24 protein-coding genes are annotated in these 25,041 nt (G+C 60.8%); 21 read left to right on the plus strand and 3 right to left on the minus strand.

Translation table 11 applies throughout. The features are described 5' to 3' along the window. Positions 1-20 precede the first annotated feature (20 nt). Positions 21-956, minus strand: coding sequence for a hydroxymethylbilane synthase (gene hemC / locus ACFQ95_RS11270; protein ID WP_422830983.1), 936 nt, complete (start codon positions 954-956; stop codon positions 21-23). A gap of 44 nt (positions 957-1,000) precedes the next feature. Here hemC and ppc point away from each other — a divergent pair, with 44 nt between their 5' ends. From ppc to ACFQ95_RS11295, 5 genes are all read left to right on the plus strand, one after another. Further along, entirely contained in the window at positions 1,001-3,928 is a 2,928-nt protein-coding gene (gene ppc / locus ACFQ95_RS11275; protein ID WP_422830984.1) for a phosphoenolpyruvate carboxylase, read from the plus strand. A 121-nt stretch (positions 3,929-4,049) separates the two neighbouring features. Next, on the plus strand, positions 4,050-5,519 hold the full coding sequence (locus ACFQ95_RS11280; RefSeq protein WP_422830985.1) for a mannose-1-phosphate guanylyltransferase/mannose-6-phosphate isomerase: 1,470 nt from the start codon (positions 4,050-4,052) through the stop codon (positions 5,517-5,519). 10 nt (positions 5,520-5,529) lie between these two features. Further along, positions 5,530-6,192 carry an HAD family hydrolase gene (locus tag ACFQ95_RS11285; protein WP_422830986.1) on the plus strand — a complete coding sequence of 221 codons (663 nt, stop codon included), beginning with the start codon at positions 5,530-5,532 and terminating at the stop codon, positions 6,190-6,192. A gap of 35 nt (positions 6,193-6,227) precedes the next feature. Next, a complete protein-coding gene (locus ACFQ95_RS11290; RefSeq protein WP_422830988.1) occupies positions 6,228-6,596 on the plus strand; it encodes a Rieske (2Fe-2S) protein in 369 nt (122 codons plus the stop codon). A gap of 46 nt (positions 6,597-6,642) precedes the next feature. Next, positions 6,643-7,686, plus strand: coding sequence for a S49 family peptidase (locus ACFQ95_RS11295; protein ID WP_422830989.1), 1,044 nt, complete (start codon positions 6,643-6,645; stop codon positions 7,684-7,686). 6 nt (positions 7,687-7,692) lie between these two features. Here ACFQ95_RS11295 and ACFQ95_RS11300 read toward each other — a convergent pair whose 3' ends face one another. Both ACFQ95_RS11300 and ACFQ95_RS11305 read right to left on the minus strand, forming a co-directional pair. Next, positions 7,693-8,475, minus strand: coding sequence for an SAM-dependent methyltransferase (locus tag ACFQ95_RS11300; RefSeq protein ID WP_422830990.1), 783 nt, complete (start codon positions 8,473-8,475; stop codon positions 7,693-7,695). Further along, complete coding sequence (locus ACFQ95_RS11305) at positions 8,475-9,074, minus strand: Maf family nucleotide pyrophosphatase (RefSeq protein ID WP_422830992.1); 600 nt, start codon at positions 9,072-9,074, stop codon at positions 8,475-8,477. The genes ACFQ95_RS11300 and ACFQ95_RS11305 overlap by 1 nt, the downstream gene beginning before the upstream one ends. A gap of 25 nt (positions 9,075-9,099) precedes the next feature. On the opposite strand from ACFQ95_RS11305, the gene ACFQ95_RS11310 reads away from it, so the two are divergent. The 16 genes from ACFQ95_RS11310 (at position 9,100) to rnc (ending at position 24,924) form a co-directional block, all read left to right on the plus strand. Next, a complete protein-coding gene (locus ACFQ95_RS11310) occupies positions 9,100-9,648 on the plus strand; it encodes a YceD family protein (RefSeq protein WP_422830994.1) in 549 nt (182 codons plus the stop codon). Positions 9,649-9,836: 188 nt separating this feature from the next. Continuing rightward, the gene (gene rpmF / locus ACFQ95_RS11315) at positions 9,837-10,019 is read left to right on the plus strand and encodes a 50S ribosomal protein L32 (RefSeq protein ID WP_422830996.1); all 183 of its coding nucleotides are present in this window, start codon (positions 9,837-9,839) and stop codon (positions 10,017-10,019) included. 103 nt (positions 10,020-10,122) lie between these two features. Next, complete coding sequence (gene plsX / locus ACFQ95_RS11320) at positions 10,123-11,172, plus strand: phosphate acyltransferase PlsX (protein WP_422830997.1); 1,050 nt, start codon at positions 10,123-10,125, stop codon at positions 11,170-11,172. Between the two features lie 4 nt (positions 11,173-11,176). After that, entirely contained in the window at positions 11,177-12,154 is a 978-nt protein-coding gene (locus ACFQ95_RS11325) for a beta-ketoacyl-ACP synthase III (protein WP_422830999.1), read from the plus strand. Between the two features lie 51 nt (positions 12,155-12,205). Then, the gene (gene fabD, locus ACFQ95_RS11330) at positions 12,206-13,144 is read left to right on the plus strand and encodes an ACP S-malonyltransferase (RefSeq protein ID WP_422831000.1); all 939 of its coding nucleotides are present in this window, start codon (positions 12,206-12,208) and stop codon (positions 13,142-13,144) included. Beyond that, complete coding sequence (fabG, locus tag ACFQ95_RS11335) at positions 13,141-13,887, plus strand: 3-oxoacyl-ACP reductase FabG (RefSeq protein ID WP_422831001.1); 747 nt, start codon at positions 13,141-13,143, stop codon at positions 13,885-13,887. Before fabD ends, fabG begins: the two co-directional genes overlap by 4 nt. A 124-nt stretch (positions 13,888-14,011) precedes the next feature. After that, on the plus strand, positions 14,012-14,251 hold the full coding sequence (acpP, locus tag ACFQ95_RS11340; protein WP_422831002.1) for an acyl carrier protein: 240 nt from the start codon (positions 14,012-14,014) through the stop codon (positions 14,249-14,251). A 147-nt stretch (positions 14,252-14,398) separates the two neighbouring features. Continuing rightward, entirely contained in the window at positions 14,399-15,643 is a 1,245-nt protein-coding gene (fabF, locus tag ACFQ95_RS11345; RefSeq protein WP_422831003.1) for a beta-ketoacyl-ACP synthase II, read from the plus strand. 572 nt (positions 15,644-16,215) lie between these two features. After that, a complete protein-coding gene (rpoE, locus tag ACFQ95_RS11350) occupies positions 16,216-16,917 on the plus strand; it encodes an RNA polymerase sigma factor RpoE (RefSeq protein WP_422831005.1) in 702 nt (233 codons plus the stop codon). Positions 16,918-16,989: 72 nt separating this feature from the next. After that, positions 16,990-17,823 (plus strand): sigma-E factor negative regulatory protein, encoded by an 834-nt coding sequence (locus ACFQ95_RS11355; protein ID WP_422831006.1) that lies wholly within the window; start codon positions 16,990-16,992, stop codon positions 17,821-17,823. A 77-nt stretch (positions 17,824-17,900) separates the two neighbouring features. After that, complete coding sequence (locus ACFQ95_RS11360) at positions 17,901-18,929, plus strand: MucB/RseB C-terminal domain-containing protein (protein WP_422831008.1); 1,029 nt, start codon at positions 17,901-17,903, stop codon at positions 18,927-18,929. Positions 18,930-19,047: 118 nt separating this feature from the next. Then, the gene (locus ACFQ95_RS11365) at positions 19,048-20,526 is read left to right on the plus strand and encodes a DegQ family serine endoprotease (RefSeq protein WP_422831009.1); all 1,479 of its coding nucleotides are present in this window, start codon (positions 19,048-19,050) and stop codon (positions 20,524-20,526) included. A gap of 543 nt (positions 20,527-21,069) precedes the next feature. Continuing rightward, entirely contained in the window at positions 21,070-22,878 is a 1,809-nt protein-coding gene (gene lepA, locus ACFQ95_RS11370; protein WP_422831011.1) for a translation elongation factor 4, read from the plus strand. Beyond that, the gene (lepB, locus tag ACFQ95_RS11375; RefSeq protein ID WP_422831013.1) at positions 22,878-23,846 is read left to right on the plus strand and encodes a signal peptidase I; all 969 of its coding nucleotides are present in this window, start codon (positions 22,878-22,880) and stop codon (positions 23,844-23,846) included. Before lepA ends, lepB begins: the two co-directional genes overlap by 1 nt. A 42-nt stretch (positions 23,847-23,888) precedes the next feature. Beyond that, a complete protein-coding gene (locus ACFQ95_RS11380) occupies positions 23,889-24,242 on the plus strand; it encodes a DUF4845 domain-containing protein (RefSeq protein ID WP_422831015.1) in 354 nt (117 codons plus the stop codon). A 1-nt stretch (position 24,243) separates the two neighbouring features. Beyond that, a complete protein-coding gene (gene rnc, locus ACFQ95_RS11385) occupies positions 24,244-24,924 on the plus strand; it encodes a ribonuclease III (RefSeq protein WP_422831016.1) in 681 nt (226 codons plus the stop codon). The last annotated feature ends 117 nt before the right edge of the window (positions 24,925-25,041 follow it).

Genomic DNA, 25,041 nt, shown 5'->3' on the forward strand with positions numbered 1-25,041 from the left:
CGTGTAGCTCGAATGAGGGTTTACCGCGCGCCAGCGGCTTGCAGCGTGGTGGCGGCCTGTTGACCCAGCGCTTCGGCGCTGGCGGTGTCGGTGATGGCCGCGCTGGTGTGGGCCGTGAGCAAAGCACTGGTGTGGCCTTCGGCATCGCCCCAGGCCGCGTCCAGGCGCAGCACCGGCCCGTCCCAGCTGGCAAACGCCGCCAATGGCATCGAGCAACTGCCACCCATGGCGCGGCTCACGGCGCGCTCGGCGGCCACGGCCAGCCAGGTGGGCTGGTGGGCCAGGGGCTGCAGCAGTGCGGCCAGGTCGGCTCTGTCGCTGCGGATCTCTATACCCAGCGCGCCTTGGCCGGCGGCGGGGCGCATGGCGTCGGGTTCAAAGGCGTGGCGGATGCGGTCTTGCAGGCCCAGGCGGATCAGGCCGGCGGCGGCCAGCACAATGCCGTCGAACTGGCCTTCGTCTAGCTTGCGTAAACGTGTATCGAGGTTGCCGCGCAGCGGCTCTATGCGCAGATCGGGGCGCAGCGCACGAATCAACACCTGGCGGCGCAGGCTGGAGGTGCCGATGACGCCGCCATGGGGAATCTCTTGCAGGCTGGCGTAGCGGTTGGAAACAAACGCGTCGCGTGGGTCTTCGCGCTCCAGCACACAAGCCAAGCTGAAGCCTTCGGGTAACGCCATCGGCACATCCTTGAGCGAATGCACGGCCAGATCGGCGCGGCCGTCTTCGAGCGCGTTTTCCAGCTCTTTGACGAACAGGCCCTTGCCACCGACTTTGCTCAGCGTACGGTCCAGAATTTGATCACCACGCGTGGTCATGCCCAGCAGCTCAACGGTGTGGCCGCGCTGTGTCAGCAAGCTGCGCACATGCTCCGCTTGCCATAGCGCCAGGCGGCTTTCCCGCGTGGCGATGACGATGCTGGAGCGGGAGGCGTGGGAGGGGGCGGCGAGGCTCAAAACACGTAACCTGTCTGTAATTTGTAAGTGCCGTCAATGCTAGCATGGGGGCCGTTCGTCACCCTCGTTTCGACCCTAACAGGAAGCATTGCATGACCACGGCAGAACCCTCCAGCGCATCCCTTAAAAAAACCGCGCTAACACCTGAAAAAACGGCACGTGCCGGAGGGCGATCCAAGGACAACGAACGTCCGCTGGTGGAAGACATACGCCTGCTCGGTCGCCTGCTTGGCGACGTGATCCGCGAGCAGGAAGGCGACGCCGCTTTTGAGCTGGTGGAGCAGGTGCGCAAGCTTTCGGTGGCGTTTCGCCGCGATGCTGATGCCGAAGCCGACAAGGCACTGAAAAAGTTGCTGAAGGGTTTGAGCGGCGACCAGACCGTGAGCGTGATACGCGCTTTTACCTACTTCAGTCATTTGGCCAACCTGGCCGAAGACCGCCACCATATCCGCCGCCGCTCCATCCACGAACGTGCTGGTGACACACAGGAGGGCAGCATAGAAGTGGCGCTGTCGCGCCTGCGCTGGGCCGGCATTGGCCCCAAAACCATTGCGCAGACCCTGGCGCACGCCTTTGTGTCGCCGGTGTTGACGGCGCACCCCACGGAAGTGCAGCGCAAGAGCATTCTGGATGCCGAGCGCGGCATTGCCTTGCTGTTGACCACACGCGACGAAATCCGCGCGCGTGCCGCCATGACGCCGACCAACCGCGACGCGCTCACGCCGCGCGAGCTGGCTGCCAACGAGGCGCAATTGCGCGCGCGTGTGATGCAACTGTGGCAAACGCGCTTGCTGCGTTACTCCAAGCTCACGGTTGCTGATGAGATTGAAAACGCGCTGAGTTATTACGAAGCGACGTTTTTGCGCGAGATTCCGCGCATCTACGCCAACCTGGAACGCGAACTCGGCAACAACCCGGTGCACAGCTTTCTGCGCATGGGCCAGTGGATTGGCGGCGACCGCGACGGCAACCCGAATGTCAGCGCGCAAACCCTCGAATACGCACTGCGCCGCCAATCCGATATGGCGTTGCGCCACTATCTGACGGAAGTGCATTACCTGGGCGGCGAGTTGTCGCTCTCGGCCCGGCTGGTGGATATCAGCCCGGAGATGCAGGCCCTGGCCGAAAGTTCGCCCGACAGCAATGTGCATCGCCAAGACGAGCCTTATCGCCGTGCGCTGACCGGTGTCTACGCGCGGCTGGCGGCCACCTTGAAGGACTTGTCGGGCGGCGAGGCCGCACGCCACGCTGTGGCGCCGCAAAACCCCTACCTCAAGGCCGAGGAGTTTTTGGCCGACCTGCGCACCATTGAAACCTCGCTGCGCGCGCACCATGGTGCGGTGCTGGTCACCCAGCGCCTGCAACCGCTGATTCGCGCGGTCGAGGTGTTTGGCTTCCACCTCGCCACCGTCGACCTGCGCCAAAGCTCCGACAAACACGAGGAGGTTGTGGCCGAGTTGCTGGCCGTGGCGCGTATAGAACCCAAGTACTCGGCGCTGGATGAAGCCGCCAAGCGTGCGTTGCTGGTGCGCTTGCTGAACGACGCGCGCCCGCTGCGCGTGTTGGGCACCGAGTATTCCGAACATACACGTGGCGAATTGGCGATTTTTGAAGCCGCCCGCACGGTGCGTGCGCGTTACGGCGTGCAAGCCATTCGCCACTACATCATCAGCCACACTGAAACTGTGAGCGACTTGCTGGAAGTGCTGCTGCTGCAAAAAGAAGTCGGCTTGATGCGCGGCACGCTGGACGAGGTGGGGGCCGCTGGCGCCATCAACGACTTGATTGTTGTGCCGCTGTTCGAAACCATTGAAGACCTGCGCAATGCCGCGCCCATCATGCGCGAGTTCTATGCGCTGCCGGGCGTGGCCGATCTGGTGCGCCGCAGCGGTGCAGAGCAGGACATCATGCTGGGCTACTCGGACAGCAACAAGGACGGTGGCATCTTCACCAGCAACTGGGAGTTGTACCGCGCCGAGATTGCGCTGGTCGACCTGTTCGACCAATTGGCGAACAGCCACAACATCACGCTGCGCATGTTCCACGGCCGGGGCGGCACGGTGGGGCGCGGCGGTGGTCCGAGCTACCAGGCGATTCTGGCGCAGCCGCCGGGCACGGTGCGCGGGCAGATCCGCCTGACCGAGCAGGGCGAAGTGATTGGCTCCAAATACGCCAACCCCGAGATTGGCCGGCGCAACCTGGAGACACTGGTGGCCGCCACACTCGAGGCCACACTGCTGCAGCCCACCAAACCGGCCACGCCGGCCTTTTTGCAGGCGGCCAGCAGCTTGTCGCTGGCCAGCATGGCGGCCTACCGCGCGCTGGTGTACGAGACCCCGGGCTTCACGTCGTACTTCTTCGACTCGACACCGATCCGCGAAATTGCCGAGCTGAACATCGGCTCGCGCCCGGCTTCGCGCAAGGCCTCGCAAAAGATCGAAGACCTGCGCGCCATTCCCTGGGGCTTTAGCTGGGGCCAGTGCCGCTTGACGCTGCCGGGCTGGTTTGGCTTTGGTGCGGCGGTGGAGCAGTTTCTGAATGAAAACGGGCCAGAGGGCAAGAAGGCTCAGCTGCAGCTGCTACAAAAAATGTACAAGCAATGGCCGTTCTTCAGTACCTTGCTGAGCAATATGGACATGGTGCTGGCGAAGAGCGATCTGGCGCTGGCTTCACGCTACTCCGAGCTGGTGGCTGATGCGCGCCTGCGCAAAAAGATCTTCACGGCGATCGAGGCCGAATGGCACCGCACGGCCAACGCGCTGGGGCTGATCACGGGTGAAAAACAACGCCTATCGGGTAACGCTTCGTTACAGCGGTCTATCCGTCACCGCTTTCCTTACATCGACCCGCTGCACCATTTGCAGGTGGAGTTGGTGCGCCGTTACCGCACGGGCCAGTCAGACCAGCGGGTGCAGACCGGGATTCACATCTCGATCAACGGCATTGCAGCGGGCCTGCGCAACACGGGTTGAGCTGATTAGCACCGAAGGACCGCTGTGCCAACCGGGATAGTCCTCTGCAATAATCGTTTGACAACAATTTGAGTCGGGCTGCCAGGCTTGGCAAGCTGTCGTCTTTCATTTAGGGAGTTATATGCAGATTCAACCGGTCATCCTCTCCGGTGGCTCAGGCACTCGCCTGTGGCCGCTGTCACGCGAAAAATACCCCAAGCAACTGTTGCCGCTGATTGGCGATGACACCTTGCTGCAAGCCACGGTACGCCGCCTGCAAGGCATTGATGGCGTGACTTTGGCCGCTCCCATGGTGGTGTGCAATGAGGAGTACCGGTTTGTTATTGCCGAACAACTGCGCCTGATCAAACAACCCGGCACCGTGGTGCTAGAGCCCGTGGGGCGTAACACTGCGCCGGCGTTGACGCTGGCGGCCTTGGCCGCGCGGCGCGATGGCTTGGACCCGATTCTGCTGGTGATGCCGGCTGACCATGTGATCCTGGATACCGCCGCGTTCCAGGCCGTGGTGCGCCAGGGTGCTGCCTTGGCGCAGGATGGCGCGGTGGTGACCTTTGGCATCACCGCCGATGCCCCGGAGACCGGCTACGGCTACATCCAGTCGGGTGAGGTATTCAGCAACGCCAACCCGGCCAACCCCGCGCGGCTGATTGCACGTTTTGTGGAGAAACCCGACCTGGCCACCGCCCAGCAATACCTGGACGCGGGCACTTACGCCTGGAACAGCGGTCTGTTCATGCTGCGCGCCTCGGTTTGGCTGGCCGCGCTGGGCCAGTGCCGCCCGGACATTCTGGCCGCCTGCGAAGCCGCCTGGAAGGGCGGGGCGGCCGATGGTGAATTTGTGCGTGTCGACAAAGAGGTGTTTGGCACCTGCCCCAGCGACTCGATCGACTACGCGGTGATGGAACGTATTGCCGGCGGCGAGGCCAGCGGCAAACCCGGCCTGCCGCCGGGTGTGGTGATCGCTTTGGCGGCAGGCTGGTCCGATGTCGGGGCCTGGGATGCCTTGTGGAAGGTGCTGCCCAAGAGTGAAGGTGCCAACGTGGCGCTGGGTGATGTGCTGATGCACGACTGCACCGGCACACTGGCCTTGTCTGAAGGCCGGCTGGTGGCCTGCGTAGGCCTGGACAACATCGTGGTGGTGGAGACCGCCGACGCGATTTTGGTGGCGCACAAAGACAAAACCCAGGACGTGAAGAAGATCGTCGACAAGCTCAAGTCGTCCGCACGTTCCGAAGGCCAGTTGCACCGCAAGGTGTTCCGCCCCTGGGGCTGGTACGACAGCGTGGACCATGGCGCACGTTTCCAGGTCAAACGTATTGTGGTAAAGCCAGGCGGCTCCCTGTCGCTGCAGATGCACCACCACCGCGCCGAACACTGGATCGTGGTCAGCGGGACCGCACGTGTGACGCGTGGTGAAGAGGTGTTTCTGGTGTCGGAAAACGAATCCACCTACATTCCGCTGGGCACGACGCACCGTCTGGAGAACCCGGGCCGCGTCGAGCTGGAGATGATTGAAGTACAGTCTGGCAGCTACCTGGGTGAAGACGACATCGTGCGTTTCCAGGACGTCTACGGCCGCTCGGCCGGTTAACAGGATTTTCATGCCGTCCAGTAGTAAATTTGATTTGATCGCATTCGACTGGGATGGCACCCTGTTTGATTCCACGGCCATCATCACACGCTGCATTCAGGAGGCGGTGCGTGATGTGGGTGGTGCGGTACCCACCAAGGAGGCCGCTTCCTACGTGATAGGCATGGCCTTGATGCAGGCGCTGGCCCATGCCGCGCCCGATGTGCCGCCCGAGAAGTACCCCGAATTGGGTGCGCGTTATCGCTTCCATTACCTGCAGCACCAGGATGACATCAGCCTGTTCGAGGGCGTGTTGCCCATGCTGACGGCCTTAAAAGCGCGTAACCAGATCCTCACCGTGGCCACGGGCAAATCCCGCCGGGGTTTGGACGAAGTGCTGCACACCGAGGCGCTGAAAGACATGTTTGCCGGCTCGCGCACCGCCGACGAAACAGCCGGCAAGCCGCACCCCCGCATGCTGGTCGAATTGATGCGCGAGTTTGGTGTGGCGCCAGAGCGCACGCTGATGATTGGCGATACCACACACGATCTGCAAATGGCCTTGAACGCCGGTTGCGCCAGTGTGGGCGTGAGTTATGGCGCCCACGAGCCTTCGGCCTTTCATGCCTTGCAGCCGCTGTATGTGGCGCATTCGGTGAAAGATCTGCACACCTGGCTATTGGCGAACGCTTGAGCGCCAGCTGGATAGACCGGCGCTGAACACACTCCATGAGCGAAGCTGCCATCCCCCTGTGCAATGCCCGCGACTTGGTCAACGGTGGGGATGCCGTGCCGTTTGACGTGGTCTATCTGGGCCAAACCTGCCGCGCCTTCGCCATTCGCTACAAGGGCCAGGCGCATGCTTATCTCAACCGCTGCAGCCACGTCGCCATGGAAATGGACTACCAGCCGAATCGGTTTTTTGACGACACTGGCGACTGGCTGTTGTGCGCCACACACGGCGCTGCCTACAGGCCAGAAACCGGTGCCTGTGCCGGTGGCCCCTGCCGCGGCGGGCTGGTGAAGATAGAGCTCACCGAATTCGATGGTGTGGTGCATTGGCACCCGCGACATCCCCTGCAAGCGCTGGCGTTTTAGCCACGAATCCCGCACGGACCAACTTAAGTTTCTTACACTGGCGACCATGACCGAACCCACTCAACCCCAAGGCCCCGAGAGTCATTACGATCGAGAGCCTTCGTTTTCAGCTTCGGCGCCCACCCAGGCGCCCGCACCGGCGGCCTCCGCCAAAGATGCCGCAAACCCAAGCTGGGAGCGCGCTACGCTGGAGAAGCTGGCGTTTGCCGCGCTGGCCGAGCAAAAATCCACCCGCCGCTGGAAGACTTTTGTGCGCCTGGCCTGGCTGGCGTTTTTCATCGCGCTCGCATGGATAGGCTTGTCACGTGCCGTGCCCGCGCCCGACAAGTCCACCGCCCACACGGCCGTGGTCGAGATCAAAGGCGAAATTGCCGCTGGTGCAGATGCCAGTGCCGAATTTGTGAACGCCGCCATGCGGGCGGCGTTTGAAGACGAAGGCGCGCAGGCCGTGGTGCTGCTGATCAACTCGCCCGGCGGCAGCCCGGTGCAGGCCGGCATGATCAATGACGAAGTGCGTCGCCTCAAGGCGCTGCACAAGAAGCCGGTGTATGCCGTGGTCGAAGAAACCTGCGCTTCGGCGGCCTATTACATTGCCGTGTCGGCCGACCAGATCTTCGTGGACAAGGCCAGCATCGTCGGCAGCATTGGTGTGTTGATGGACGGGTTTGGCTTCACTGGCTTGATGGACAAACTCGGCGTTGAACGCCGCTTGCTGACCGCGGGCGCGAACAAGGGCTTGTTCGACCCTTTCAGTCCGCTGTCTGACAAACAAAAAGAGTTTGCCCAAAACATGCTGGACCAGATTCACAGCCAGTTCATTGCTGCGGTGAAGGCCGGTCGCGGTCAGCGTCTGAAAGAGAACGAAGAAACCTTCAGCGGCCTGTTCTGGACCGGCGAAAAGGCCGTCGAACTTGGCCTGGCCGACCGCTTGGGCAACCTGGACTACGTGGCGCGCGAAGTGGTCAAGGCCGAAGAGCTGGTGGATTACACGCGCCGCGACAACGTGGCCGAGCGTTTGGTGAAGCGCTTCGGCGCCGCCATCGGCGACAGCGCCATGCGTGCCTTGCACACCGCGCCTGCGCTGCGCTGAAAGGCCTTAGCGACCAATCAGGAATACCGCCGGGCGTCCACCCACAGCCGCTTCCGGTGTGGGCAGTTGGCGCCAGGCCTTGATGCTGCGGCTGTCTATGCGTTGATCGGCCAGCGTCAACCCGCTGCACACGGCCAGGCGGCTGTTGTGCTGCAAAGTTTGCAGCAAGCCCTGCAGCAAGGACGCGTTGCGGTACGGCGTTTCAATGAATATCTGGGTCTGCCCGGTTTTTAATGCCAGGGACTCCAACTCCTTGATGCGCTGGTTGCGGGCAGCGGGCTCTTGCGGCAAGTAGCCGACAAACGCGAAGTTCTGCCCGTTCAGGCCGCTGGCGGCCAACGCCAGCAGCAGCGACACCGGGCCGACCAAGGGCACAACTTCCAAACCCAGGGCGTGTGCGGCGCGCACCACGGACGAACCGGGGTCGGCTACGGCGGGCATGCCGGCTTCGCTGACCAGGCCGATGTCGTGGCCTTGCAGTGCCGCCGCCAGCAAGGGTGTGGCATCGAAGTTGCCGGTGTGATCGCCTTTTTTATGCACTTCGCGTGGCAATTCTTGAATCTGCTGCGCCTGCACAGGCTGAGCCAATGGAAACAAGGCGTCGACACGCTTCAGGTAGGCGCGGGTGCTTTTGGCGTTTTCGCAAATCCAGTGCGACAGGCGTGCGGCGGTTTGCAGCGTGGCCTGGGGCAGGGCGTCGGCCAGGGGCGCTTGGCTGTCGCAGCCAAAGTCCAGCGGGGCGGGGACGAGGTAGAGCCGGCCGCGTGGGGTGGTTGGCGTGCTGCTCATCAGATCTGCACCCCTGCGGCGCGCAGCAACTGGCAGGTGCGGATCAGCGGCAAGCCCACCAGTGCGGTGGGGTCGTCGCTTTCGATCGCTTCGACCAGGCTGATGCCCAGCCCCTCGCTTTTGGCGCTGCCGGCGCAGTCGTAGGGCTGCTCGGCCAGCAGGTAGGACTCAATCTCGGCATCGCTCAAGTCGCGAAAGCGCACGCGCACCGGTGCCAGTGCGCTTTGGCTGAAGCCCGTGGCCTGGCAAACCACGGCCACGGCCGTCTGGAATACCAGCGACTGGCCGCGCATGCGGCGCAGTTGCGCCGTGGCGCGGGCGTGGTCGCCGGGTTTGCCTATGGGCTCGCCATTCAGGTCTGCGACTTGATCGGAGCCGATCACCACCGCGTTCGGAAACCTTTGCGCCACGGCTTGGGCTTTGGCCAGCGCCAAACGTAGCGCCAGGTCGCGCGGGGATTCGTTGGCCAGCGGGGTTTCATCCACGCCGGGGTCTGCCACGTCAAACGGGATGCGCAAACGTTGCATCAGTTCACGCCGGTAGCGCGAGGTGGAGCCAAGAACGACGACTGGGTTCTGAGAAGGGTTTGTGGAATGCATGGGGCGATTCTCTTACACTGGCCAGATGAAGAAAGAGTCCTCCGCCATTCCCCTCGACGTACGCGCCTTCGCCCAAAGCGCGGGCCAGCGTTCCGCCAGCGATCCGCTGCAAAAATACGAGCGTTTGTTGCAAGACGTGGGTGAGGAGGCGGCCGAGGTGCCGGTGGAGTGGTCGGCGCAGGGCGAGTTGCGCCCGGTCACGGGTGGTCCGGGCCAAATTTGGCTGCATTTGCAGGCCCACACACGTCTACCCATGACCTGCCAGCGCTGCCTGGCCGACGTGGAGGTTGCGCTGGAGGTCGATCGTTCCTACCGTTTTGTGGCTGACGAGGCCACGGCTGAGGCTGAAGACGACGAGGCCGAAGAAGACGTGCTGGCCCTGGACCCCGAATTCGACTTGGCCGCGTTGATCGAAGACGAACTGCTGATGGAAATGCCTCTGGTGCCGGTGCATGACGTTTGCCCCAGCGAGGTCAAATTCGAGGCGGTGGACGAGGGCTTTGACAAGGCCATGGCCGACAAGCCCAAACCATTTGCGGCCCTGGCCAAGCTGCGCGGTGGCGGGCTCGAATAAGCGGTTTTGGTCTTCCGAAAGACTTGGGCTATAATCTAAGGCTTCGTGCGAAATGGCCCATGGAATAATTCTTGGGTGAGCGGAGGGTTAGAGGTGCTCCTGTATGGGGTGTTCAAAATTCTCCATTTCGCCCACTCCTCTCTATTTCAACCGCTTAGCTTCTAAGCGTATTTACTCAGGAGCCAATCATGGCCGTCCAGCAGAACAAAAAGTCTCCTTCCAAGCGCGGTATGCACCGTTCGCACAACGCACTGAACGTGCCTGGCGTGGCTGTTGAGCCCACCACCGGTGAAAACCACCTGCGTCACCACATCAGCCCCAACGGTTTTTACCGTGGCCGTCAGGTGCTGAAGAACAAGTCTGAAGCCTGATCTGGCTTTCAGCTCGCATGGCCCGGCGCTACTCTGGTGGCAAAGGGCCATTTTTCTTGCCCGCTGTGATTCGCTTTCAGCACTTGAGCTGTATTGATCCCGCATGATCACCATTGCTGTTGATTGCATGGGGGGGGACCATGGCGCCAAGGTTACCCTTCCTGCTTGCCGCCAATTTCTCGAGCGGCACCCTGACGTCGAGTTGCTGCTGGTCGGTTTGCCCGACAGTTTGAAGGGTTTCGCGCATCCGCGCGCGCGCTTTGTGCCGGCCACCGAAGTGGTGGCCATGGACGATCCGCTCGAGGTGGCTCTGCGCCGCAAAAAAGACTCGTCCATGCGTGTGGCCATCCAGCAAGTCAAGGATGGCGCTGCGCAAGCCGCCGTGTCTGCGGGCAATACCGGCGCGTTGATGGCGATTTCACGCTATGTGCTGAAAACGCTGGACGGCATAGACCGCCCCGCGATCGCCGGACAAATCCCGAACGCCACAGGTGGTGCCACGACGGTGCTCGATCTGGGCGCCAACGTCGATTGCGAGCCTGAACACCTGTTGCAGTTTGCCGTCATGGGCTCGGCCCTGGTGGCCGCACTCACCGAAAACGAAAACCCGACCGTCGGCCTGCTCAACATTGGTGAAGAGGCCATCAAGGGCAACGAGACCATCAAGCGCACCGGTGAGTTGTTGCGTGCGGCCGCCGCAGCGGGCGACCTGAACTTCATCGGCAACGTCGAAGGCAACGACATCTACAAAGGTGTGGCCGACCTGGTGGTGTGTGATGGTTTTGTGGGGAATGTGGCGCTCAAGGCCAGTGAAGGTGTTGCGACGATGATCGTGAACTTTCTGAAAGTTGAGTTCTCGCGCAATTTACTCACCAAAATGGCGGCATTGGTCGCTTATCCGGTGTTAAGTGCGCTCAAGAGTCGTATGGACTACCGTCGGCACAACGGTGGCGCACTGCTGGGGCTGCGGGGCCTGGTCTTTAAAAGCCATGGTTCGGCCGATGCCTTCGCTTTCGAGCAGGCTTTGAACCGGGCGTATGATGCGGCTCGCCATCAACTGTTGGACCGCGTTCAGGCGCGTATTGCCCATGCAGCGCCGCTGTTGCGTCGCGCTGAAGGGGTAGCGCCAGCGGCCGCGACCGCCTCTCACTAAAACTATGACACGATATTCCCGTATCACCGGAACCGGAAGTTATCTGCCCCCGCGTCGCGTGACCAATGCGGATCTGGCAACCGAGCTGGCTGCCCGCGGCGTTGAAACCTCGGACGAGTGGATCGTCGAGCGCACCGGCATCCGTGCGCGCCATTTTGCGGCCGCCGATGTCGTCAGCAGTGATTTGGCATTGCAGGCGTCGCAAAACGCGCTGCAGGCTGCCGGTCTGCAAGCCACCGATATTGACCTGATCATCGTCGCCACGTCCACGCCCGACATGGTGTTCCCGTCGACTGCCTGCATTTTGCAAAACAAGCTTGGCGCCAATGGCTGCGCTGCGTTTGACGTGCAGGCCGTGTGCAGCGGTTTTGTATATGCCTTGACCGTGGCTGACGCCATGATCAAGGCCGGTGCCGCCAACAAAGCCCTGGTGGTCGGCTCCGAAGTGTTCTCGCGCATTCTGGATTTCTCCGATCGCACCACCTGTGTGTTGTTTGGCGACGGTGCTGGCGCCGTGGTGCTCGAAGCCTCGGCGACCCCAGGCATTCTGGCGAGCGACCTGCACGCCGATGGCAAACACGTAGACATCCTGTGTGTGCCAGGCAATGTGTCGGGTGGCGATGTATTGGGTACTGCCTTCCTGAAGATGGATGGTCAGGCCGTCTTCAAGCTCGCTGTGGGTGTGCTGGAGCAAGCCGCTCGCGCCACCTTGGCCAAAGCCGAATTGACCGAAGCCAATATCGACTGGCTGATTCCGCACCAGGCCAATATCCGCATCATGCAAAGTACGGCCAAGCGCCTGAAATTGTCCATGGACAAGGTGGTGGTGACCGTGGACCAACATGGCAACACCTCTGCCGCATCGATTCCGCTGGCCTTGGACGCTGCGGTGCGGGGCGGCCAAGTCAAGAAGGGTGACACGCTGATGCTGGAAGGCGTCGGTGGTGGTTTCACCTGGGGTGCAGTGCTCCTGAAACTATAGTTGTCTCCGCAGGTACTGCCTGCGTAAACGCTATTTTTGATCTATAAGTTCATGAACTCATTTGCTTTTGTCTTTCCGGGACAGGGATCGCAGTCCGTCGGCATGCTCGACGCCTGGGCTGATCACCCCGTGGTGCAAGAAACGCTTCAAGAAGCTTCGGATGCCTTGTCTGAAGATGTAGGCCTGCTGATCCAGCAAGGCCCGAAAGAAGCCCTGGCACTGACCGTCAACACCCAGCCGGTGATGTTGGTGGCGGCCGTGGCGGCTTACCGCGTGTGGTTGGCCGAGGGCGGTGCTGCGCCGGCCGTGGTGGCGGGCCATTCCCTGGGTGAATACTCGGCGCTTGTCGCTTCCGGCGTGTTGACGTTGGCCCAGGCCGCGCCTCTGGTGCGTTTCCGCGCGCAGGCCATGCAGGACGCCGTGCCCGCAGGCACCGGTGCCATGGCCGCGATTCTGGGCATGCCCGCCGACAAGGTGCAGGCGATTTGCGCCGAAGTGATGCAGGCTACAGGTGAAGTCGCCGAGGCGGTGAACTTCAATGACCCCGGCCAGACCGTCATCGCCGGCAGCAAGGCCGGTGTGGAAAAGGCTTGTGAAGCGCTGAAGGCTGCTGGTGCCAAGCGCGCTTTGCCACTGCCGGTCTCTGCGCCATTCCACTCCAGTCTGATGAAGCCGGCGGCCGAGCGTCTGCGCGAAAAGCTGGCCACGGTGACCTTTGCCGCAGCGCAGATTCCGCTGGTCAACAACATCGACGTGGCCGTGCAGACCGATGCCGACCTCATCCGCGAAGCCCTTTACCGCCAGGCATTCGGCCCGGTGCGTTGGGTGGAATGTGTGCAAGCCATCAAGGCACGCGGCGTGACCACCTTGGTTGAATGCGGTCCGGGCAAGGTGCTGGCCGGCATGACCAAACGCATCGATGCAGAGTTGACCGGCGTGCCGCTGTTTGACCCTGCCAGCCTGGCTGAAGTGAAAGGATTGTTGGCATGAGTGAAGTTTTGTTTGCCGGCCAGGTGGCCTTGGTGACCGGCGCATCGCGTGGCATTGGTGCAGCCATCGCCCATGAATTGGCGCTGCGTGGCCTGAAGGTGGTTGGCACGGCCACCACCGACGACGGCGCAGCCAAGATCAGCCAGGCGCTGGCGGCTTTCCCGGGCTGCAAGGGTGCCAAGCTGGACGTGAACGATGCGGCTGCTGCAGAAGCGCTGGTCGATGGCATCGCCAAGGAAATGGGCGGTTTGCAGGTGTTGGTGAACAACGCCGGCATCACCCGCGACACCCTGGCCATGCGTATGAAAGACGACGACTGGGATGCGGTGCTGGACACCAACCTCAAGGCGGTGTTCCGCATGAGCCGCGCCGTGATGCGTACGATGATGAAGCAGCGTTATGGCCGCATCATCAGCATCACCTCGGTGGTCGGCGCTTCAGGCAATCCAGGGCAGGCCAATTACGCAGCTGCCAAGGCTGGTGTGGCCGGAATGACCCGTGCCCTGGCGCGTGAACTCGGTTCGCGTAACATCACCGTGAATTGTGTGGCGCCCGGTTTCATCAACACCGACATGACCGCGGCGCTGGCCGACGAGCAGCAAAAAGCCTTGCTCGGTCAAATTCCGCTGGGTCATTTGGGGCAGCCCTCAGACGTGGCACACGCTGTGGCCTACTTGGCGTCTCCCGCCGCCGGTTATGTGACGGGGCAAGAGTTGCACGTCAACGGCGGCATGTATATGTAAGCCGTTCGACCCGTCGAGCAGCATGTAAAGATCAAGCCGGTCCATCCGTTCGGCAGCCGTAATCGGGAACTAATTCCTGGCTTGGCTAGAATTGCGGATTCTTTTATAACCCTTAGAGGGAACCATGAGCGATATCGAAGCACGCGTTAAGAAAATTATTGCAGAACAACTGGGTGTGGAAGAAACCCAAGTGACCCCAGAAAAAGCCTTCGTGGCCGACCTCGGTGCCGATTCGCTGGACACGGTTGAACTCGTGATGGCCCTGGAAGATGAGTTTGGCATCGAGATCCCTGACGAAGACGCAGAGAAGATCACCACGGTGCAAAACGCCATCGATTACGCTTCGAGCCACCAAAAGGCCTAAGCCGGTTGCGGCGCGATGCCCCTCTAGGTGTCGCGCAGTTTTCCGGCCTGAGACCGGCGCCATGGTCCGCCGCTCTCGCTCTTGATAAGCCGGCGCCGCAACTTGCGGCATTCCCCGCATTCTTGCGGTTAACCAAAAAAATCAACTATGTCCCGTCGTCGTGTCGTTGTCACAGGCTTAGGATGCCTGAGCCCTGTGGGTAACACAGTCGCCGATTCCTGGTCGGCCTTGCTGGCTGGGAAGTCCGGTATTGATACCATTCGCAGCTTTGATGCGAGCGCCTTTGCGTGCAAGTTTGGTGGTGAAGTCAAAGGCTTCAATGTCACTGACATCATGCCGGAGAAGGAAGCGCGCCATATGGACCGCTTCATCCACCTCGGCATGGGCGCGGCGATTGAAGCTGTGGCCGATTCCGGCTTGGCTACGGGCGATGCGTTGTCTGAAGAAGAAGCCACGCGTATTGGCTGCAACATCGGCTCGGGCATTGGTGGCCTGCCGATGATCGAGCAAACCAACGCAGAATTGACAAACCGCGGCCCACGCCGGGTGTCGCCGTTCTTCGTGCCGGCTTCCATCATCAACATGATTTCCGGCCACGTGTCGATTCGTTTTGGCTTCAAGGGCCCGAACGTCGCCGTGGTCACCGCCTGCACCACCGGTTTGCACGCGATTGGCTTGTCTGCGCGCATGATCGAATACGGCGACGCCGACGTGATGGTGGCCGGCGGTGCCGAGTCCACGATGTCGCCGCTGGGCATTGGTGGCTTTGCGGCCGCTCGCGCGCTGAGCTTCCGCAATGACGACCCACAAACCGCATCCCGTCCATGGGACAAAGACCGTGATGGTTTTGTGCTCGGCGAAGGTGCCGGTGTGTTGGTGCTCGAAGAATACGAACATGCGGTGAAGCGCGGCGCCAAGATCTATGCCGAGATCACCGGCTTTGGTATGTCGGGTGATGCGTTCCACATGACGGCGCCCGACGTCGATGGCCCACGCCGTTCGATGCAGATGGCCTTGAAGAACGCCGGCGTGAACCCTGACCAGGTCGACTACCTCAACGCTCACGGAACTTCCACGCCCTTGGGTGACCTGAACGAAACCAATGCCATCAAACTGGCGCTGGGCGACCACGCGAAGAAAACGGTGGTCAACTCCACCAAGTCGATGACCGGTCACTTGCTGGGCGGTGCCGGCGGTATTGAAAGTGTCTTCACCGCCTTGGCTGTGTACCACCAGAAGAGCCCGCCGACGATCAACATCTTCAACCAAGATCCAGAGTGTGATCTCGATTACTGCGCCAACACCGCGCGTGACCTGAAGATCGACATTGCCGTCAAAAACAATTTTGGTTTTGGCGGCACCAATGGCACGCTGGTTTTCAAGCGCGTTTGATCGATTGAGCTCGCTTGATCGCTTGTGTGGATTGCAGCGCACCTTGCGCGACCTAGCGGATCTGGTTTGAATCCACCATGCAGCGCGCGCCAGCCGTTCGGTTTCCGGCGCGCCGCCCGCGCCCACTGGGCTGGGGGCTGGGGTCCATCTGGTTTTGCGCAGCCGCAGCCTGTGCCTGGTGGTGCTCGCAGCCCACGCCATGGACATGGCGTCAGGCGGCCTGTGGCGCTGCCCTTCTGCTCTGTGGCGCAGCCGCCTGGGCCAGTTGGCGTCGACTTTTCACCGGTGCCTTGCATTGGGACGGGCAGGTGTGGTGGGCTGAATCCACTGCCGCCAACCCCACCGCGCCAGAAGTTTTTTTTGCCGTACAGCCATTGTTGTGTCTTGATGTGGCGGGCTTGTTCCTGCTGCGTCTGGACGCGGCTGAAGGCGGCACGTCACGTTGGTGCGGCTTGCAGCGCGCCGATGATCCTGCGCGCTGGGGGGATTTGCGGCGTGCGCTATATTCCTCCGGCACCGCTTCGGGTAACCCGCCTGCAGCGTCTGATACCGGAATGGGTGCGAACTGAAGAATGACGAGCTTGCCTCCTTTGCCGCCCCTGCCGCCTGAAGCTGCCGCTCTGCCCCCGCCAGCCACCCCTGCGCCGGTGCGGCAGGTCACCAGCAATGCGGCCAACGACAGCGATTTGATGCTGATCGAGCGCACGGTCGCGGGCGACCAAAAAGCGTTCGAGCTGTTGGTGGTGAAGTATCAGCGGCGGATTCAGCGCCTGATTGGCCGTATGGTGCGTGATGTCGACCTGGTGGAAGACATCGCCCAGGAAACCTTTATCCGCGCTTACCGCGCGCTGCCCAAGTTCCGTGGCGACGCGCAGTTTTATACCTGGCTGTACCGTATTGCCGTCAACACGGCCAAAAAATCCCTGCTGGAATTGAAGCGCGACCCGACCATCAGCGAGGCGGCGTTACGTTCATCTGATGAAGATGATGAAACTTCTTTCCGGGATAACGAACCAATCAGTGACGAGACCCCCGATACCGTGCTGGCAGCGCAGCAGATCTCCAATATGGTGAACACCGCCATGGATGCGTTGCCAGAGGATTTGCGCCAGGCAGTGACCTTGCGTGAGATCGAAGGCATGAGTTATGAGGACATCGCCGAGGCGATGAATTGCCCGATAGGGACGGTGCGGTCACGGATTTTCAGGGCGCGCGAAGCCATTTCCGCGCGGGTCAAGCCACTGCTGGAAAAACAGACAGGCAAAAGATGGTGAGAGCAAGGAAATGGCAAGGGGCGGCCGGCCAGGTTGGCTTGAGCCCGAGACGCCGAATACGGGGTGATGGAAATGAATACGGAACAAACCAAAACGCAGCGTGAAATGTTGTCTGCGCTGATGGACGGACAGCTGCAGGGCGCGGCTTTTGCAGAGACACTGGCGCATCTCGCCGACGATAAAGCGGCGCAGGCAGACTGGCATTGTTACCACTTGCTGGGCGATGTCTTGCGCGCGCCCGATCTGGCGGACTGCGCTGGCGACGCGGCATTTCTGTCGCGTTTCCAGGCCCGTCTGGCGCAGGAGCCGCGTTTTGACCGTCCTGCGTCCTTGCCTGAAGTCACGCCGCAATTTGCTGCGGAATTGGTAGTGTCCTCCGCAGCTGCACCGGGCGTGAAGAGCATATTTGATGCCAAGAGTAAAGCCCAGACCAAAGTCGACAAGGCGGCCAACGAAAGCAGCTTCCGCTGGAAGCTGGTGGCGGGTTTTGCCTCGTTGGCTGCTGTGTCTGCCATAGGCTGGAACATGTTGGCGGTGTCGGCACCGGCCTTGAATGGTGCGCAATTGGCCCTGGCCTCGGACACCTTCCATGCCTCGGCTTCTCCTCTGGTGCTGGCTTCGGAGGTGCAGGGCGCCGGGCCGGTGTTGGTTTCCACCACCTTCGGTGCGCCAGAATCGACTCTGTCGTTGCCCTACGCCGAGCCGGCTTCTGCCTCGGTGGCAGGCTTGCCTGCAGGTGTGACGGCGCAAACCGTCACTTTGCCCAGCGGCGAACCCCAGGTCATGATCCGCAATCCTCGCTTGGACGCCTTGATGGCGGCGCACAAACAGTTTGGCGGGGCGTCTGCCCTGCAAACACCTGCGCCATTCTTGCGTGAAGCGACGTTTGAGTCGCCTGAGCAGTAAACCCATGCGCACTGGTTGGAAAGTTATTGATGCGAAGTGAGTTGTTGGGCCGTTGGGTGAGCGTTGTGGCTTGCTGCATGGCTCCATGGGTGGTGTCGGCGCAAACGGCCAACCCTGGCAATGGGTCGTTTTGGCCCGCATCGGCACCGGCGGCCGAGGCTCGCGCGCCCGTGGCATCGGAGGCGACGGAGTCCGAACGCGGCGTCGCCGAATGGTTGCTGCGCATGCACGAGGCGTCACGCAAGCGCGACTACATCGGCACGTTTGTGGTGTCGTCCGGCATGGGCAATTTGTCGAGTGCGCGCATCTGGCATGCGTGTGAAGGCGAAGACCAGGTCGAGCGCATGGAAGCGCTGACGGGAGCGCCACGCACCACGTTCCGCCGCAACAACCAGGTGGTCACTTTGCTGCCGGACAGCAAGGTCGCGGTCATGGAGCGCCGTGACTCGCTGGGGCTTTTCACCAATCTGCTGCAGTCCAGCGGGTCGGCGATTCCATCGCTCTACACCGCCAAACGCATAGGCCGCGACCGCGTCGCCGGATATGACGCAGATGTGGTGCTGCTGAAGCCGCGCGATGCGCTGCGTTACGGCTACCGCATCTGGAGCGAGAAGAAGTCCGGCCTGGTGGTGAAGCTGCAAACCCTGGACGGCAAGGGCAAGGTGCTGGAGCAGGCGGAGTTTTCCGAGTTGCAGATCGATGCGCCCGTGCGCATCGACAAGCTGACCCAGATGATGGCCAACACCAATGGCTACAAGATCCAAAAGATCGCCATGACCAAGACTACGGCTCTGGAAGAGGGCTGGGTGCTGAAGAACGACATACCCGGCTTTCAGCCGCTCAACTGCTACCGCCGCCAGGTGTCCGCCACCCAGCCAGAGCTGTCGAATGGCACGCTGCAGTGGATCTTCTCGGATGGCCTGGCCTCGGTGTCCTTGTTTGTTGAGGCGTTCGACCCGCAGCGGCACTTGCAGTCGGGCTACATGGCCTTGGGCGCCACACAATCCTTGTCGGTGCGCAACAGCGATTGGTGGGTGACGATTGTGGGCGAGGTGCCACCGCGCACGCTGGAAAGCTTTGCCCGAGCCTTGGAGCGCAAGAACTAAAGCCTGTTATTCCAGCCGTCGGCCATTTTCTGCATGTCGCGGCTGGGCTATTGGATGCATCCCGCATGACCCCATATTGGCCCGGTACTGTTCTGTCATTTTGAAAGTAGGCGAGAAGATGTTGCTGCAAGCTCATACCAAAAAACTGCGTGTGTTGGCTCTGGCCTGCGCCATGGCCAGCACGGCCGGCCTGACGCTGGCACCCGTGCAAGCCGTCAGCGCGCAAACGCGGGTGTTGCCGGACTTCACCGACCTGGTGGAGCAGGTCGGGCCTTCGGTGGTCAACATCCGGACGCTGGAGAAAGTGTCCGCCAAGAATGACACCGATGGCATGGACGAAGAGATGCTGGAGTTCTTCCGGCGTTTTGGTGTGCCGATTCCGAATACGCCGAACGGGCCGCGCCAGCAAGGGCCGCGCACGCCACGCCAGCAGCCGGATGAAGAGCAGCCGCGTGGTGTCGGCTCGGGTTTTATTCTCAGCAGCGATGGTTTGATCATGACCAATGCCCACGTGGTCGAGGGCGCCGACGAAGTGCTGGTCACCTTGACCGATAAGCGTGAGTTCAAGGCCAAGATCATAGGCAGCGACAAACGTACCGACGTGGCCGTCGTCAAGATCGAAGCCAGCGGCCTGCCCGCGGTGAAAATCGGCGACATAGGCCGCTTGAAGGTTGGTGAATGGGTGATGGCCATTGGTTCGCCGTTTGGGCTGGAGAACACCGTCACCGCCGGCATCGTCAGTGCCAAGCAGCGCGACACCGGCGACTACCTGCCGTTCATTCAGACCGACGTGGCCATCAACCCCGGCAACTCGGGTGGCCCGCTGATCAATATGCGTGGTGAAGTGGTGGGCATCAACAGCCAAATCTATTCACGCTCCGGTGGTTTCATGGGCATCTCGTTTGCGATCCCTATCGATGAGGCCACGCGCATCAGCGAGCAACTGCGCACCACCGGCAAGGTGTCGCGTGGACGTATCGGTGTGCAGATCGGCCCAGTTTCCAAGGATGTGGCTGAGTCGATCGGCCTGGGTAAACCGCAAGGTGCCTTGGTCAGCGGCGTGGAGCCTGGCTCACCTGCCGAAAAGGCCGGTGTAGAGGCGGGTGACATCGTGGTCAAGTTTGACGGCAAGGCGATCGACAAGTTCTCTGATCTGCCGCGTATGGTGGGCAACACCAAGCCCGGCAGCAAGAGCACGGTGACCGTGTTCCGCCGCGGTGCAACCAAGGATTTGAGCCTGACGATTGCCGAGGTCGAAGCCGATAAGCCGGTGAAGAAAGCGGCCGCCAAAGAAGACAAGCCGAGCAAGTCGTCTGCGGCGGGCCAAGTGCTGGGGCTGACGGTCAGCGACCTGAACGATGCGCAGAAAAAGGAGCTGAAGGTCAAGGGCGGCGTGAAGGTGGAAGCTGCCGTGGAAGGTGCTGCGCGCGCCGGTGTGCGCGAAGGCGACGTGATTCTGGCCATTGCCAATACCGAGGTGGCCAGTGTCAAAGAGTTTGAAGCCGCGCTCGCCAAGGCCGATAAAACCAAGCCTGTGAATGTGTTGGTGCGACGTGGCGACTGGGCACAGTACGCCGTCATTCGCCCCACCAAGTAGGCCCAGACCGACAGTCGCTAAAGGTCTCAACCGCTTCCCGAATGCCCCCAAAGCCCCTGGCTGAAGCTCGGGTTTTGGGTGGTTTCAAAGGGGTATTTGCCAGGGTTTTGGGGCGTCGTAACAAATTATTCGGGGCTAAATTTGGTGTTGGTGTGTTGGTGCTTGCTAACTTGTTAAAAAGGCTTATGACGAATTTGTATAGAATCAAGGCCTTGCTCTAGTCATTCTGGGCATATCGAGTTTTGTGAAAACCACCATGCGAGACAGAATGCGGTCGAGCACAGGTGATCCACAGTTCACCCACAAGTTGTCCAGATATCTATCCACCGTTGCTGTGTATAAGTTGTGTATAAAATGCATGTTGTGACACTGCAACGATGCCTGGCCGGTCTGGGTTGGGGTTTGCGAATCAGCCTTTTTGCCTACAATGAAGTTCCAACTATCGCAGTTGCCAAAGATTGTTGGTTCAGGGCGCGTTCTACCAAACGCGCCCTTTTTTCGTTTACGTGTTCATTAAATTCAATTACTTAAAGCTTCTCGTTGATGAATCACATCAGAAATTTTTCCATCATCGCGCACATTGACCATGGCAAGTCAACGTTGGCCGATCGATTGATCCAGCGCTGCGGCGGTCTCGCCGAGCGCGAGATGGAGGCCCAGGTTCTCGATTCGATGGACATCGAAAAAGAACGTGGGATAACTATCAAGGCGCAGACCGCAGCGCTGCAATACAAAGCCAAAGATGGTCAGGTCTACAACCTCAACTTGATCGACACACCGGGCCACGTCGACTTCTCGTATGAGGTGAGTCGTTCGTTGTCGGCATGCGAAGGTGCACTGCTCGTCGTCGATGCATCACAAGGTGTTGAAGCACAGACCGTGGCCAACTGCTACACCGCATTGGACCTCGGTGTGGAAGTGCTGCCTGTGCTCAACAAGATGGACTTGCCCAACGCAGATCCGGACAACGCACGCGCCGAGATTGAAGACGTGATTGGCATCGATGCCACCGACGCGATTCCATGCTCTGCGAAGAGCGGCATGGGCATAGATGAAATCCTGGAAGCCGTGGTGGCGCAGGTGCCTGCACCACGTGGCAATCCTGACGCGCCGCTGCGCGCGATGATCATCGACAGTTGGTTCGATCCCTACGTTGGTGTGGTGATGTTGGTGCGTGTGGTCGATGGCCGCTTGGGCAAGGGCGAACGCTTCAAGATGATGGCCACAGGCGCGGCCTACAACGCCGACAACCTGGGCGTGTTCACGCCTGCCAACCAGCCGCGTGCCTCGCTGGAAGCGGGTGAGGTGGGCTACATCATCGCTGGCATCAAAGAGCTGCAAGCCGCCAAGGTGGGTGACACCGTCACCTTGGAAAAGAAGCTGCCGAACAACCTCGGCCCGGCCGAAGAGGCGCTGCCTGGCTTTAAGGAAATCCAGCCGCAGGTGTTTGCCGGCCTGTACCCCACCGAAGCCAGCGAATACGACTCGCTGCGTGACGCACTCGAGAAGCTCAAGCTCAACGATGCATCGCTGCACTACGAGCCCGAAGTCAGCCAGGCGCTGGGCTTCGGCTTCCGCTGCGGCTTCCTCGGTCTGCTGCACATGGAAATTGTGCAAGAGCGCCTGGAGCGCGAGTTCGACCAGGACCTGATCACCACCGCACCCAGCGTGGTTTACCAGGTGGTGAAGAACGACGGTGAAGTGCTGATGGTGGAGAACCCATCGAAGATGCCCGACACCGGCAAGATGGCCGAGATCCGTGAACCCATCGTCACCGTGCACCTCTACATGCCGCAGGAGTACGTGGGTGTGGTGATGACGCTGGCCAACCAGAAGCGCGGCGTGCAGATGAACATGGCCTACAAGGGCCGCCAGGTGGTGCTGACCTACGAAATGCCGCTGGGCGAGATCGTGCTCGACTTCTTTGACAAGCTCAAATCCGTGAGCCGCGGTTACGCGTCCATGGATTACGAGTTCAAGGAGTACCGCGCGTCCGATGTGGTCAAGGTCGACATCCTGCTCAACGGCGAGAAGGTTGATGCTTTATCCATCATCGTGCACCGTTCGCAGTCGGTGTACCGCGGCCGCGCCGTGGTCAGCAAGATGCGCGAGATCATTTCGCGCCAGATGTACGACGTGGCCATCCAGGCGGCCATAGGCGCGGGCATCATTGCGCGTGAGACAATCAAAGCGCTGCGCAAGAACGTGCTCGCCAAGTGTTATGGCGGCGATATTTCGCGCAAAAAGAAGCTCCTCGAAAAACAAAAAGCCGGTAAAAAACGCATGAAGCAAATCGGCTCGGTGGAGGTGCCGCAAGAGGCGTTTCTGGCCATTCTGCAAGTGGAAGACTGATGCAATTTCTGACCTCGATCATTTTGGCGGCCTTTGTGGGCTACGCCGGTGCCTGGTACATGGGTTTTCTCGAAGGCAACTTTGCACTGCTGCTGTTTCTGGCGACCCTGGTGACCGGCATCTACTGGTTGGCCGAACGCTTTTACTTTGCCCCACAGCGTGAGCTGGCGGCAACCAGGCTGGATGCCGAGGTGGCGCGCCGTACCGGCGAGCTGAACCAGCAAGGCATTGAAAAACTCGACACCCCAACGGCTGATGCGCGCGAGCGCATCACCGCACAGCCCTGGTGGCTGGACTGGACGGCCGGTTTGTTCCCGGTGATCCTGGTGGTGTTCCTGCTGCGCTCGTTTTTGTTCGAGCCGTTCAAGATCCCCTCGGGCTCCATGATCCCTACGCTGTTGATCGGCGACTTGATCCTGGTGAACAAATTCCATTACGGCGTGCGCCTGCCGGTGCTCAACACCAAGGTCACCGAAGGCACGCCACCTGCACGCGGTGACGTGATGGTGTTTCGTTACCCACCCAACCCTTCGCAGGACTACATCAAACGTGTGGTCGGCGTTCCGGGTGACGAAGTGGCCTATCTGAACAAGCGCCTGACGATCAACGGCAAGGTGATCGCTACCGCTGCGGTGCCCGAGTTCTTCGACGAAGACACCATGCGCTACTTCAAGCAGTTTGAGGAAACCGGCCTGGGTGACAAGCCGCACCGCATCCTGAACGATGAGGACCGCCCGGCCTTTGTTCCCGGTGCCAGCGATTTCCAATATAAAGACAACTGTCGTTACAGCGTGGAAGGTGTGGTCTGCAAAGTACCTGCGGGCCACTATTTCATGATGGGTGACAACCGAGACAATTCGCTGGATTCACGTTTCTGGGGCTTTGTGCCAGACAAGAACATCGTTGGTAAAGCGTTCTTCGTCTGGATGAACTTCGGCAACCTCAAGCGTATTGGTGCTTTTAACTAAGCCATCCATAAAACCAACATTTGGGTAGGGGGACATTTGCGTATGAAGAGTTCTTTGAAGTCTCGGCAGCGTGGCCTGTCTTTTATCGGACTGGTGTTGACCGCCGCCATCGTTGTTTTCCTGTTTGTCGTGGGTGCACGCGTGGTGCCCACGGTGATTGAATACCAGGCCATTCTCAAAGCCGTTGAGAAGGCCAAAACAGGGACCACGGTGGCAGAAGTGCGCACCACCTTCGACAAGGCCGCCAACATCGACAACATCTCGTCGATCAAAGCCGGTGATTTAGACATCAGCAAAGAAGGCGACAAGGTCGTTGTTGCTTTTGCCTATAACAAAGAAATCGAACTCTTCGGCAACGCCTACCTGCTCATCAAATACCAAGGTCGATCTAAGTAGCGTGAACGATGGTCTATTGGCGCTCCAGCAGCGCCTGCAACATGTTTTTTCCAATCCCAAGCTGCTGGAGCGTGCCACCACGCACCGCAGCTTTTCAGCGGACCACAACGAGCGGCTTGAATTCCTCGGCGACTCGGTTCTGAACCTCGCTGTCGCCAGCCTGCTCTACGCGCGCCTGAGTGCGCTGCCCGAAGGCGACTTGTCGCGTGTGCGCGCCAGCCTGGTCAAGCAGGACACCCTGCACCCCTTGTCCGTAGAACTCGGCCTGCCCGACGTGTTACGCCTGGGTGAGGGCGAAATGCGCTCGGGTGGCCACAAGCGCCCGTCCATCCTGGCCGATGCACTGGAAGCCGTGATTGGCGCCGTTTACCTTGACGCCGGTTATGTTGCCGCCGAAGGCCTGGTGCACCGCATTTTTGAGCGTGTAGAGATCAATGCGGCCTTGGCCGCATCTTCCAAGGACGCCAAAACCGAGTTGCAAGAGTGGCTGCAAGGGCGCAAGATGAAGGTGCCTGTGTACCGCGTGGTCAGTGTGTTGGGTGCAGCCCATCGGCAGACCTTCGACGTCGAATGCGCCATCGCCGAGCTGGGTTTGACCGAGCGCGGCATTGGCGGCTCGCGCCGTGCGGGCGAAACCGCCGCCGCCGTGGCCATGCTGGCCAAACTCCATGCCAAGCGTTGAAGCCGTATTGGCTTCAGCGCCCTTTTGCTTCGAATTCAGCCGTGAAGGCCTCTTATGACCGCAACCAATACCTCCACGCCTGAAGGGCAAACTCCTGAACCCGAAGACAACGCCGCC

The organism is Variovorax sp. HJSM1_2 (assembly GCF_049316285.1).
Taxonomy (GTDB): Bacteria; Pseudomonadota; Gammaproteobacteria; order Burkholderiales; family Burkholderiaceae_C; genus Rhodoferax_B.